This window comes from Bradyrhizobium sp. CCBAU 45384 (assembly GCF_028128665.1).
Classification (GTDB): Bacteria; Pseudomonadota; Alphaproteobacteria; order Rhizobiales; family Xanthobacteraceae; genus Bradyrhizobium; species Bradyrhizobium manausense.
Map to the genome: position 1 here is coordinate 440,366 of NZ_LBIZ01000118.1, position 12,906 is coordinate 453,271.

Here is a 12,906-nt window from a genome sequence, read left to right on the forward strand (position 1 = left end):
TGCGCCGCAAGTGGAAGCTCCCGGGCGATGGTCCCGGGAGCTGTTCCGATCAGTTGCTGAGCTTGATGAAGCTCGGGAACTTGATGTCGACCTTGGCGACCTCCTTGGGCCAGACCGCGCTCTGCTTGCCGTCCTGCCATTGCAGCATCAGCCCGGTGATCAGGCCCCTGCCGTACTTGATCGAGTGCGTGAACGGATCGTCCTTGCCATAGAACTGGACGCGGCCGATCGTGCCTTCCCAGTCGGTCTTCTCCAGCGCATCGACCAGCTTGTCGGCATCCAGCGAGCCGGCGCGCTTCACGGCGTCGGCGATGTAATAGACCTCGTCATAGGCGGTGTAGCCGGCATAGGACGGGTAATTGCCGTACTTCTTCTTGAAGTTCTCCGCGAACGGCACCGACTTCGGCGTCACCGCGACGCCGGGCCCGGAGACCCCCTGATAGAGCACGCCTTCGGCGGCCTGGTTGGTGTCCTTGCCGAAGGTTTCGTTGGTCGCCTGCGAGGAGATGCCGAACATCGGGATCGGCACCTGCTGGTTCTTCCACTGCACCGTCGGCTGCACGCCGACATGGGAGATGCCGGTGATGATCACGTCGGGCTTGGCGCCCTCGATCTTGTTGAAGATCGGGGTGAAGTCGGTGGTATCAGGCGAGAAGCGGATGTGGTCGAGCACCTTCAGGCCGACCTTGGGCAGGCACTCCTCGTAGCCGACGTCGAGCGGCTTGGTCCAGGCGGCGTCCTCGCTCATGATGACCGCCGTCTTCATGTGCATCTTGTCGACGAGCAGATCCTTGGCGCCGTCGCACACAGAAAGCGCCAGTGCCGCCGAGGTCAGATAGCCGTGGAAGGTGTACTTGTTCTTCTCGTAATCGGCGTGGACGCTCTTGCTGATCTCGTTGGAGGCAGCACCCGGCGTCACGAACGGCGTCTTCAGCCGCGAGGCCCAGGGCTCCAGCGCCAGCACCACTTCGCTGATATAGCTGGCGATGACGACATTGACCTTGTCCTCGTTCACTGCGCGCTGGAACGCGCGCACCGAATCTGCCGAGGAGGAGTGATTGTCGTAGCCGATGATTTCGATCTTGCGGCCGTCGACACCGCCGCTGGCGTTGATTTCGTCGGCGGCGAGCTGCGCCGCCTGCGGGATCGATGCGCCGGCGATGGCCTGCGCCTCCGCGATCACGCCGATCTTGATCGGATCGGCTGCAAAGGCCGCACCTGAGCCTGCCAACAACACGCCCGCAGCGGCGGCACCAAACGCACATCGCAATGCACCAGAGAGTGCTTTATTCATATTGTTCTCTCCCTTTGAACCAAGCTTCTTTGAGCTATTGGTGCGCGACTATAACGGCGAGAGAATCCTCGGCAAGTGGAACTGTATTCAGGAGTGTACGATGGGGACTAAAGTCTAGCTGCGTAAATAACGGGCAGGACAGAGCGTTATTCCGCACGCAGGCATGCAGATTTCGTCGATGGGCATGCGCGTGTATCGCAGGCGCGCCGGCATTCATCGCCATCGCCGCCGCGGCAGATCGAGTGGCTTGAGCCGGGCAGGATCGAATGGCGCGAGGTCGACATTGCGCGTTGCGCCTTCGGCGATCAACTCCGCCAGCGCTTCGCCGGTTGCAGGGGCATTCAGGATACCCCAGACACTGTGTCCGGTCGCAACATAGAGCCCTTCATCCTGCGGCACGCGGCCAATCAGCGGCAAGCCGTCCGCCGTCACCGGACGAAAGCAGGCCTGTTTCGCGATGATCTTCTCCGGCCGGAACAGCGGCGACAGTTGCTCCGATATTTGTTGCAACCACTTCATGCTGTACGGATCGGGCTTCACGTCGGCCGGATCAGTGGGGAAGGCAGAGGTGTCGGGGAAGCCGGTGACATAGGTGCTGCCGTCCGGGCGAGGAAACACCTCGATGCTGGTGGCGTGGCCGTGGATCTCCGTATCCAGAAACAAGGCGTCTGCCGAGACCTTTGTGCCTGTGTCATACAAAATGCTCGGGCTGTTTTGGGCATGGAGGGCTGGCAGACTCATCCAGCTTGCAGCGAGAAGCGACCAGGGCCCCATTGCGATCACGACGGCATCCGCTTCGATGACATCGTCTTCCACCCCGACGCCCTTGACAGCGCCGCGATCTGCGTCGCGCGCGATGCCAGTAAAGCGGCCATGGCGAAGCTCGGCGCCTTGCGCGATCGCCGCATTCATCACGGCCGAGGTGAACTTTCTGGGGTGAACGATCGCGGTCGACTCGGGCGTGCCGATGCGTTGCGCGAGGACGATACTATCGCTCAGCCAGTCGAGCGCGGACGACGTAGTCCGACGCGCATCGTCATCGGTCGCGACATAGCCGCTATACGCATTCATCGGGCGATAGCCCCAATCGCCGGCAATCTCCCCGGGCAGTTGTGCGTGAAGGGCAAAGCTGCGCCGCGCCAGCGCATCGAGCGGCGTGCCCGCACACCAGTCGCGCGCCAGAAAGCCGCCGGCCTTGCCGGAGGCCGCAGCCGCGACTCCGGTCCGCTCCACGACGATGACTTCGGCGCCGTGGCGGCGGAGGAAGTAGGCGGTGCAGGCCCCGATTACGCCGCCGCCGCAGATCACAACGCGCATGGCCTGTTTCCCGCCGTAAGCCTGGGGCTGCCAAAAACAACCTAGCTCGAATAGCCGCGTTCCAACGCATGACGCTGCTGATGGCGGTCCAGCGCCAGATGGACGAGGCGCGTCAGCAACTCGCGATACGGCACGCCTGAAGCTTCCATCATCTTCGGATACATGCTGATCGAGGTGAAGCCGGGCAGCGTGTTGATCTCGTTGAAGCAGAATTCGCCGGTTTGCCGATCGAGGAAGAAATCGACGCGCGCAAGGCCGCTGCATTCGAGCGCCGCGAACAGCTGCACCGCGAGCGCGCGCACGCGCGCCATCTGGGCTGCATCGAGCCTGGCCGGAAGATCGACGCGCGCGCCGTCGGGATCCAGATATTTGGCCTCGTAGGAATAGAATTCGTGCTGAGCGTTGGGATTGAGCTCGCTGGCAACGCTCGCAAACAGCATCTCGCCATCGAGCACGGCGACCTCGATCTCGCGGGCGTCGATGCCCTGTTCGACCAGCACCTTGAGATCGTAGCGAAACGCATCATCGAGCGCGGGCCCAAGCGCATCCAGCGTCTTCACCTTGTGGATGCCGACACTGGAGCCCATGTTGCACGGCTTGACGAACACCGGCAGGCTCAGGCCCTCGATCGCCCTGGCGAGAGAGGCGGGGCGATCGGCGGCGAAGGCTTTACGCGTCAGCACGCGATAGGGCGCGACCGGAACGCCGGCGAATTCAGCCAGCCGCTTGGCGACGTCCTTGTCCATGCTGACGGCGGAGGCGAGAACGCCCGATCCGACATAGGCGACCTCGGCCAGCTCCAAAAGGCCCTGCACGGTGCCATCCTCGCACAGGGGACCGTGCATGACTGGAAACACGACGTCGATCTCGATCGGGCCGCCTGCGCCTGCGGAAACAGGCACGAGAACGCCGCCTCCGTCAGCGCCCCTGGCGAGCCGCATCTCGGGTGCATCGAGCAGGATCGGCAAGGACGGCTGCGCCGGGTCGATCGCCGCAAGATCGTTCCATTGCCACCGGCCGGTCTTGTCGATGGAAACGGGGATCACCTCGAAGCGCGCACGGTCGAGATGCCGGAGCACGGAGGCGGCCGATTTCAGCGAGACCTCGTGCTCACCGGACCTGCCGCCATAGAGAACAACGACGCGAATTTTATCTGCCATGCTTCAACTATCACGCGCTTCGCGCGGAAGTCACCTCTCTTGCCTCTATGTTCACCCGTCGGTGATGAACATTCGAAACAAGTCGGCGCCGGCGGGGCACGCCGGCGCCTCGTCGCACTTCAGCTTACACCCGCTCAGCCCGGTCCCGCACCCTGCGTCGCCGTGTATACCGCGTACAGCGACTGGCTCGCCGCCATGAACAGGCGGTTGCGCTTCGGTCCGCCGAAGCAGACATTGCCGCAGACTTCGGGCAGGCGAATGCGGCCGAGCAGCTTGCCCTCCGGCGACCACACCGTCACGCCGCTATAGCCGACGGCGCGGCCGGCATTGCTGGAGGCCCAGACATTGCCGTTGACGTCGCAGCGCACGCCGTCCGGCCCGCACTTCACGCCGTCGATCATGAAGTCGCTGAACCTCTTCTGGTTCGAGAGCTTGTTGTCGCTGCCGACATCGAACACGAAGACTTCGCCCTTGCCGCCGGCGCCGGTGTCGCCGGGACCCTTGCCGGTCGAGACCACGTAGAGCTTCTTGTAGTCGGGCGAGAAGCAGAGGCCGTTCGGGTCGGGCACCTGATCTTCGGTGACGACGAGATCCACGCGGCCTGAGGGGTCGATGCGATAGCAGTTGGTCGGCAGCTCGCGCTTGCCAGGTGCGAAGCCGGCCGGCTGCCCGATTTTCGGATTGAGCTTGCCGGCCGCATTGCTCGGTCCGCCCGGGCCGTCGGGCTCGCCCTCGTAAAGCTGGCCGCCATAGGGCGGATCGGTGAACCAGTAGCTGCCGTCAGGATGGGCGACGACATCGTTCGGCGAGTTCAGCTTCTTGCCGTTGTAATTATCGGCGAGCACGGTGGCGGTGCCATCATGCTCGTAGCGCGTCACCCGCCGGGTCAGATGTTCGCAGGACAGCTGGCGCCCCTGGAAATCGAACGAGTTGCCGTTGGAATTGTTGGAGGGCATGCGGAATACGCTGACATGGCCGTCATCCTCGCTCCAGCGCATCTGCCTGTTGTTGGGAATGTCGCTCCAGAGCAGATAGCGTCCTTGCGCGCTCCACGCCGGGCCTTCCGCCCACAACAGGCCGGTATGGAGCCGCTTGATCGCGGTGTTGGGCTGCGCGAGGTCCTCGAAGGAGGGATCGACCGCGATGATATCGGGGTCCCAGAAATAAGTGGTCGGTGCGCCGCGGGGGCTGAAGTCGCGCGGCGGCGTGGTGATGGTCGTCGGCGGGGCGGCGGGGCCGTTCTGGGCAAGCGCCGAGCCTGTTCCGGCCATCGTGGCCGCGGCTCCGAGTGCAAGGCCCTGAACCAGCGTTCGTCGTGAAAGCGCAGCATCCTGCTCACGCGGCTGTTGGCGTGTCATTCGCGTCCTCCCGGATCATGTTGGCTGGCCGGTTGATCCGGCCGAGCAGGTGCAAGGTTAGTCCGGTCCGCGCCTGGTTGCGAGAGGAAGGTTCGCATCCTCTACGAGACAATCTGGCGTGTCGAGGTCGAAACATGGCTGCATTGCGGCTGCGTTTGGGCGGCCGGCAGTTCGTTCTGTCTCTGCAGTTCGCGGGAAGCGAGCTTCGCTCATGTCAAGCCTTGACCTCGCATGCGATGCTTCGCAAAAACTGTTTGGGGCGAAAGGTCGGAGTTGGTTGTGGAAGTTGTCATATTGATCGTGCTGCTCGGGATTGCGTTTGCGGCGGGCTATTTCCTGCGCGATCGGCAGTCTCGCAAACGCCGTGCGGAAGCCCGCCGTTGGAGCGACTACGCGCAGCCGGATTGGCTGAACGCCAATGCGCCCGCCAACACCAACGACGCGACCGCCGCCAATCAGATTGCGCATGGGGCTACCGGCGAGCTTGGTCAACTCGGTCTGATGCTGGATCGCTGGGAGAGCAGGGCCCGCGCGCGCCGGGTGGGATAGGCTGGGCGCCGGAAGCGCAACCCAACAAAAGGTTCGACCGTCATCCGGTGCGCGCGACTTGTCCGCCGAAGCTCGCAGAGCGAAGGCGGAAGCGCAATCCAACAAGAGATCCGGCCGTCATTCCGGGGCGCGCGAAGCGCGAGCCCGGAATCCATTTTGCCTCATGTTGTGCGGTCAAATGGATTCCGGGCTCGCGCCAAGCGGCGCGCCCCGGAATGACGGCGGAGAGAGGGCCTGCCCTCGCCCCTGTTTCGCTCGCCTGTCAATCCCGCCCACCCAAAATATTCCACTTTACCGAAATTCGGATTTGTCGTATGTTTCGCCCATCCTGATCCGGCGAAAAGGGGCGGTCGTACGTCGTCACGAGCCGCGGATCGGGCTGCGGTGGACGTGGGCAGCGTCGTCGCGGATGTGGGACCAGGGCGGGGCAGTGGATTGAGCCGAGCCTCGTGAGGATCTCGCAAGCCGCGTTGTACGAACGGCGCTTGATGTCCTGCATCGCCTTTGGGCGGAACAGGAAAGCTTGCGTACGGCAAAACCGTGTGGTCCCGGCCGTCGTCGCTACGGTCAAGTCTTGCGGATGCGGCAGCAGCGTCAACCGGCGCGGTGCCGGTACCTTCCGCAAGGCGAGGGAGGCCAGAAGGAATTCGGCTCCCGGGAGAGCACGGCATAAGCCGTCCGACCATCGCGCAGGGAAGGCCGTGTGTTCGGCACCACCTGTATGCTGCTGTGCGGTCTCTTTGCGCTACATCTTCGCGCAGCAGACCGCGGGTGCCTGCCGGCACCCGGCCTTCCCTGCGCCCTTTGATTGCAGAGGGAGCGAGCGCGAAGCAAAACTCGGGCGAAACACGCCGCGAGAAGGCGAGGGTGTGTTTGCGTCTACACACCCGCCGTCATCGCCCGGCTTGACCGGGCGATCCAGTACTCCGAGACAGCAATGATTAGCAGAGGAGCCGCGGCGTACTGGATTCCCCGCCTTCGCGGGGAATGACAGCGTCATTTGGGGGGCGAGGCTGCCGCCTCACACGCCGTCATTGCGAGCAGCCACCAACCATGACCGTCACCCTGAGGTGCGCGCCCTGGGGCGCAACGCGCCGCAGGGCAAGCCTCGAAGGGCGACGGCCCGGCTGCGCCAGCTAGGCCGTTCATCCTTCGAGCTCCCGGCGCGATGCTTTAGCATCGCGCCACTCGCGCCTCAGGATGACGGGGATCGATATGGTCGCTCCGACGCAATCATCCCCCAACCAGGTCAGTCCCCCTGACCATCTTTTGGCGTTGCAGTTGCTGCCATTTGTCGTCTAGAAACGGTGCACTGAGCCTCCCGGCAACCAACCGTCAACGGTTTTGACCGAGGATTTGGGGCTCAAAAGGGTCTGGCAATGCTGATTCGCGGCCAAATCGATGGGATTTCTGGGGAGGTGGCTCTGGCCGCCGCCGCGATCCCGGCCGCGCTGCCCACCCTGCTTCTTGGCGGGCTTCTTCTTAGCTGCCCCTGAGGGCCGGCTGGGCGCTGCGCGCCTGGGCACTCAGGGGTTGGTCGAGATCACCGGACACCTCAGGCGCCCCTAAGACTGACGGCGCGAAAGCTCAAAAGGAATTTAGAATGGCCTCCGTGAACAAGTCCGACAAGGACCGCGTCATCATTTTCGACACCACCTTGCGCGACGGCGAGCAATGCCCCGGCGCCACCATGACCTTCGAGGAGAAGCTCGAGGTTGCCGAACTGCTGGATGATATGGGCGTCGATGTCATCGAGGCCGGCTTCCCGATCACCTCCGAGGGCGACTTCCAGGCGGTGAGCGAGATCGCCCGCCGCTCCAAGAATGCCGTCATCGCCGGCCTGTCCCGTGCGCACCCGGCCGACATCGACCGCTGCGCCGAGGCCGTGAAGTTTGCAAAACGCGGCCGCGTCCACACCGTGATCGCGACCTCGCCGCTGCATATGCGGGTGAAGCTGAACAAGACCCCGGAAGAGGTGATCGAGACCTCGGTCGCGATGGTCGCGCGCGCCCGCAACCAGATCGACGACGTCGAATGGTCGGCCGAAGACGGCACCCGCAGCGAGATGGATTATCTGTGCCGCATCGTCGAGGCCGTCATCAAGGCCGGCGCGACCACGGTGAACATCCCCGACACCGTCGGCTACACGGTGCCGGAGGAATACACCCACTTCATGAAGACGCTGATCGAGCGCGTGCCGAACTCCGACAAGGCCGTGTTCTCGGTCCACTGCCATAACGACCTCGGCATGGCGGTCGCGAACTCGCTGGCCGGCGTCGTCGGCGGCGCCCGCCAGGTCGAATGCACCATCAACGGCATCGGCGAGCGCGCAGGCAATGCCGCGCTCGAAGAGATCGTGATGGCGATCAACGTGCGCAACGACAAATTCCCCTACTGGAACAAGATCGACACCACGCAGCTGACTCGCGCCTCGAAGGTGGTGTCGGCCGCAACCTCGTTCCCCGTCCAGTACAACAAGGCGATCGTTGGCCGGAATGCGTTCGCGCATGAGAGCGGCATCCATCAGGACGGCGTGCTGAAGGATGCCTCGACCTACGAGATCATGCGGCCCGAGATGGTCGGCCTGAAGCAGTCCTCGCTGGTGCTGGGCAAGCATTCCGGCCGTCATGCCTTCGTGCACAAGCTGGAGGAGATGGGATACAAGCTCGGCCCGAACCAGCTGGAAGATGCGTTCACGCGGATGAAGGCGCTCGCCGACCGCAAGAAGGACATCTACGACGAGGACATCGAGGCGCTGGTCGACGAGGAGATGGCGGCCTCGCACGACCGCATCAAGCTGACCTCGCTCACCGTGATCGCCGGCACTCATGGCCCGCAGCGCGCGACCATGAAGCTCGATGTCGACGGCCAGATCAAGATCGAGGAAGCCGAGGGCAACGGTCCAGTGGACGCGGTGTTCAACTGCATCAAGCGCCTGGTGCCGCACGAGGCCAAGCTCGAACTGTATCAGGTCCACGCCGTGACCGAAGGCACCGACGCGCAAGCCGAAGTCTCGGTGCGGCTGTCGCAGGAGGGACGTTCGATGACGGCCCGCGCGGCGGATCCGGACACGCTGGTGGCGTCCGCCAAAGCCTATCTCGGCGCGCTCAACAAGATCGTCATGAAGCGCCAGCGCGACACCGTGACGACGGCCGCGGCGAGCTGAGAAGCGCTCTGCTGTGAGTGGCCTTTCGCCTCTCCCGCTTGCGGGAGAGGGAGTGCAGCGGCATTCGCGTTGAATAGCTGCCCTGCGAACGGCCAATAGCGGCTCGATGCGCGAGCCGCTATTGGTGCTGTCGGCATAAAGATCGGCCGTCCGCGCGCGGGCGGCCCAAATAACAACAGGGAGAGATTATGCGTACCTTCGCGATCGCGGCGTCCATCGCGGCACTGGCACTTGGCCTTGCCGGCCAAGCCAGCGCCGACCCCATCATCATCAAATTCAGCCACGTGGTCGCGACCGACACGCCGAAGGGCAAGGCGTCGGAAAAATTCAAGGAGCTCGCCGAGAAGTACACGAATGGCAAGGTCAAGGTCGAGGTCTATCCGAACTCGACGCTGTACAAGGACAAGGAAGAGCTCGAGGCGCTTCAGCTCGGCAGCGTGCAGATGCTGGCGCCGTCCAACTCCAAGTTCGGCCCGCTCGGCATCCGCGAGTTCGAGGTGTTCGACCTGCCCTATATCCTCCCTGATCTGAAGACGCTGCGGAAGGTGACGGAAGGCCCGCTCGGGGCAAAGCTGCTCAAGCTGCTCGAGCCGAAGGGCATCACCGGCCTTGCCTATTGGGACAACGGCTTCAAGCAGATGAGCGCCAACAAGAAGCTCATCGCGCCGGCGGACTATCAGGGCGTCAAGTTCCGCATCCAGTCCTCGCGCGTGCTGCAGGCCCAGTTCAAGGCGCTCGGCTCGCTGCCGCAGGTGATGGCGTTCGGCGAGGTCTATCAGGCGCTGCAGACCGGCGTGGTCGATGGGCAGGAGAACACCTGGTCGAACATCTATACCCAGAAGATGCACGAGGTGCAGAAGTACATCACCGAGACCAATCACGGCTATATCGGCTACGTCGTGATCGTGAACAAGAAGTTCTGGGACGACCTGCCGGCCGACATCCGCGACCAGCTCGCGAAGGCGATGAAGGAAGCGACCGATTTCAACAACGCGCAGTCGCAGAAGGAAAACGACGACGCGCTCGCCGAGATCAAGAAGAGCGGCAAGAGCGAAATCATCAAGCTCACCAGCGAGCAGGACGAAGCGATGCGCAAGGCGATGGAGCCGGTCTACAAGGACGCCGCGAGCCGCGTCGGCCAGCCGCTGATCGACGAATTCCAGAAGGAAGCCAGGAGCACTACTAATTAACAGCACGACCAACTAGTCTGGATGAACGATGGACGAGGCTTCCGTGCGAGCCGCACGGAAGCTCTTTGTTGCGAACGATTTCCGGTTGCGGCTGAACCAAGATTAATAGGCGTTAGATCCCGTAAGAACGGGCCTTCCTGTCCAAGTTGTAAGTTGCGCACGGGCCTTCCGACGCTCATCTTCAGGGTATCCTTCCAGAGGAGGTTCGGATGAAGAAGTTCACCATCGCCGCCATCGCCGTGCTCAGCATCGCCGGTTCGGGCGCGGTCTATGCCCAATTTCATCGCCCGTGGATGGAGCACTTCCACCACATCCGCATGAACCCGGAAGACCGCGCCGCCCTGGTCGACGCGCGTATCGCTGCCGTCCATGCCGGCTTGAGGCTCAACGCCGATCAGGAGAAGCTGTGGCCGCCGGTCGAGGCCGCGGTCCGCGACTTCGCCAAGCTGCGGCTCGACCGCGCCAATGCGCGGATGAACGGTCCCGGCGATCCCGACAAGCCGGATGACCCGGTCGCCCGCCTGCGCGAGCGCGCCGAAGACATGGGCGCGAGCTCGGCAGCCCTGAAGAAGATCGCCGATGCCGCCGATCCGCTCTACAAGAGCCTCGATGACGGCCAGAAGCGCCGCCTTGCCCTGCTGACCCGCCATCGCGGCCCGTTCGGCGGCGGCGAAGACGGCCCGCCCCACCATTTCAGGGAGCGCATGGACCGCATGATGGATCACGGCATGGACCACATGCGCGGCGGCGACCGGGACGAGGGCGCCGACCGGGAAGGCCGGCTCTGAGCGAACCGGGATTTCCCGGGCATTAACCTCTGCGAAGCCGCTGGAATCCAGCGGCTTTTAGCCTTTCCGGGGGCTGTGGAAGAACCTTGGAAAACATGCCTCGCATCGCTTGCCAGACCCGGATCGCTTTGCTAAACGACCGGCCTCGCAAGGCATTGACCGCCTTTCGGGCGCATAGCTCAGTTGGTAGAGCAGCTGACTCTTAATCAGCGGGTCCCAGGTTCGAGCCCTGGTGCGCCCACCAAGCATCTCCTTCACATCATTGAACTAAACCGCTTGGCGATCCTTCGCGATGACACGCTCCGTGGCTCCGGGGGCAGCCAGGGGGAAAAGTGCGCGAAGATCTCGGTGCGGAATTTTAGACCGCAACCACCGAGAATACGGATTTCTCCAACTCGATACCGATTTCTACACCAGCCAAGAGTCCTTGTGATTTTCGCATGATGTCGGGGCCCAATTCTTCATGCGAAAATCACGTGCGCCTCGGCACCGGCCGGACGCGCCGTAATAGGAAACAGACATTTGGACCATTGATTTCATTGAGGTCGCTGCCGCCATTTCACGATCCGTTCTACACCTTGCGCTTCGGCAGCCGCCGGCCGCGCAGGAAGGCATGCGAGGCCTTCGCGTAGACGTCCGCCAGCTCCTGCTCGAGCATGCTGTTGGCCCACGATCAGCGCCTTGATGGCCGCGAGCATGTCGCCGCCGCACGCCTCGAGCGCCTGCGCGGCCGCGACCTCGACGGGCCGCGGACTGGCGCTTTCCGACGCCGAAGCAGGCGCGCATCGAGGAGACGGCGCGCCGGATCGCGGAGGCGCAGCGGCGCCGCGTTTCCGACGACGACGAGGAGGCTTGGTGGGCGGCGGTTCTGCGGGAGACGGAGGACTGCAAGTGATGTTGCCAAGCGGCGACTTTTTGACAATGTTTGGCGAGCGGTCCGGGAAAAGTCGCCCCTCAGCGACAGCGCGGGCGTCCCGAATCCTTCTTTTCGGTCCCAAATCCTTCTTTGGGAGGGCGCGATGTCCCAATTCCTTCTTCGGAAACCCTGCAACGAATGGGAAGCTAAGCCGTCGTCGGTACCCTACGGCGCCGACCACTGGCGCTCGGTTAGGACGGCGACGCGTGCGCCGCCGAGCGCCTCCGACACCGCGCGCTCGATCTGCGCGAGAGTGTTCCTCATCATGCCTCGCCTTTGCACGACGATAACCAATTGACCGTTCACGACTTCTGAGTGAACAACTTTCACTGAATGCGCGCTCATTCGTCTTCCTCGGAGCCCTTCTTCAGGAGTGATCGCATCACGTTCCGAGCGATGACCTCCCCTGCGAGCGATTGCGCGCGAGCCTTGTCGCCGAGCACGTAGTGCTTCGCCTCGTCCGCCGTCATGAACTTCCAGGTCCACTCGTCTTGGATCTGGCCGCCGGCCGCCGCGACGGCGTCGATCAGGTCGCACAGCGCCGACTTCTGCTCGGAGCTGTCTTTATGCAGGATCGCGCTGCCGTGGTGCGTCCCGGTCTCGTCGTAGCAACGGAACGCCTCTTCGACGGCCTGGGTCCGCATGCGGAGCGACTTCAGCGAGCCCCATTTCAGCGAGAGATAATCTTCGCTCACGCGGAGCCTCCCTGAACGACGCAGCACATCTTGGCGAGCAGCTCGACCGTCGCGAACATGCCGAGCGCCTCCCAGTCCGGAATCGGCGTGGCCTTGAACTCGATCTCGCCGCCATCGCCAACGACCTGCCAAGCGCGGACCGTGCCGTCCGGCGCCAGTCTGATGTTGGCGAGGATCGGATCATCCGGGCCCGGGTCGAATGCCACGATGATCTCGATGCCCGGCTTGGAAGGCATGGTTTCGGCTACGAGCGATGTAGTCCTCGTCGGTCTCACCGTCTCTGCGAACAATCGTCATCTGTATCAGTCCATCCTCTCGCGGTGGTGCTTGACGAGCATGCCAAGCAACAGCGCCCGCTCGTCGGCCGTCAGATCGGCGATCCGAACGGCCCGCGTCCGCCAGGCGACGCCGCCATGGCATCTCCGCAAGCACGCCGGCGACGACCGCGAGCAGCGCCATGGCGGCACATCCGA

Annotated in this window: 10 protein-coding genes and 1 tRNA gene; 5 read left to right on the top strand and 6 right to left on the bottom strand. The window is 63.6% G+C overall.

Translation table 11 applies throughout. The features are described from left to right. Positions 1-49: 49 nt before the first annotated feature. The 4 genes from XH80_RS35860 to XH80_RS35875 all read right to left on the bottom strand — a co-directional run bounded on the left by XH80_RS35860 (position 50) and on the right by XH80_RS35875 (position 5,129). Positions 50-1,294, bottom strand: coding sequence for an ABC transporter substrate-binding protein (locus tag XH80_RS35860; protein WP_271602675.1), 1,245 nt, complete (start codon positions 1,292-1,294; stop codon positions 50-52). 213 nt (positions 1,295-1,507) lie between these two features. Beyond that, on the bottom strand, positions 1,508-2,611 hold the full coding sequence (locus XH80_RS35865) for an NAD(P)/FAD-dependent oxidoreductase (protein ID WP_271602676.1): 1,104 nt from the start codon (positions 2,609-2,611) through the stop codon (positions 1,508-1,510). 41 nt (positions 2,612-2,652) lie between these two features. After that, complete coding sequence (locus XH80_RS35870) at positions 2,653-3,771, bottom strand: D-alanine--D-alanine ligase family protein (RefSeq protein WP_271602677.1); 1,119 nt, start codon at positions 3,769-3,771, stop codon at positions 2,653-2,655. 134 nt (positions 3,772-3,905) lie between these two features. After that, positions 3,906-5,129: an SMP-30/gluconolactonase/LRE family protein gene (locus tag XH80_RS35875; protein ID WP_271602678.1), complete on the bottom strand. Its 1,224-nt coding sequence runs from the start codon at positions 5,127-5,129 to the stop codon at positions 3,906-3,908. 231 nt (positions 5,130-5,360) lie between these two features. Here XH80_RS35875 and XH80_RS35880 point away from each other — a divergent pair, with 231 nt between their 5' ends. The 5 genes from XH80_RS35880 to XH80_RS35900 all read left to right on the top strand — a co-directional run bounded on the left by XH80_RS35880 (position 5,361) and on the right by XH80_RS35900 (position 11,066). Then, on the top strand, positions 5,361-5,678 hold the full coding sequence (locus tag XH80_RS35880; protein ID WP_271602679.1) for a hypothetical protein: 318 nt from the start codon (positions 5,361-5,363) through the stop codon (positions 5,676-5,678). Positions 5,679-7,281: 1,603 nt separating this feature from the next. Further along, on the top strand, positions 7,282-8,844 hold the full coding sequence (locus tag XH80_RS35885; protein ID WP_057750443.1) for a 2-isopropylmalate synthase: 1,563 nt from the start codon (positions 7,282-7,284) through the stop codon (positions 8,842-8,844). Positions 8,845-9,032: 188 nt separating this feature from the next. After that, positions 9,033-10,034 carry a TRAP transporter substrate-binding protein gene (locus XH80_RS35890; RefSeq protein ID WP_271602680.1) on the top strand — a complete coding sequence of 334 codons (1,002 nt, stop codon included), beginning with the start codon at positions 9,033-9,035 and terminating at the stop codon, positions 10,032-10,034. Positions 10,035-10,243: 209 nt separating this feature from the next. After that, the gene (locus XH80_RS35895; protein ID WP_271602681.1) at positions 10,244-10,822 is read left to right on the top strand and encodes a Spy/CpxP family protein refolding chaperone; all 579 of its coding nucleotides are present in this window, start codon (positions 10,244-10,246) and stop codon (positions 10,820-10,822) included. A gap of 168 nt (positions 10,823-10,990) precedes the next feature. After that, positions 10,991-11,066 (top strand) — tRNA-Lys (locus XH80_RS35900). Between the two features lie 1,013 nt (positions 11,067-12,079). Here XH80_RS35900 and XH80_RS35905 read toward each other — a convergent pair. Both XH80_RS35905 and XH80_RS35910 read right to left on the bottom strand, forming a co-directional pair. Continuing rightward, positions 12,080-12,433: a hypothetical protein gene (locus XH80_RS35905; protein WP_271602682.1), complete on the bottom strand. Its 354-nt coding sequence runs from the start codon at positions 12,431-12,433 to the stop codon at positions 12,080-12,082. After that, entirely contained in the window at positions 12,430-12,669 is a 240-nt protein-coding gene (locus XH80_RS35910) for a hypothetical protein (RefSeq protein ID WP_271602683.1), read from the bottom strand. Before XH80_RS35910 ends, XH80_RS35905 begins: the two co-directional genes overlap by 4 nt. Positions 12,670-12,906 lie beyond the last annotated feature (237 nt).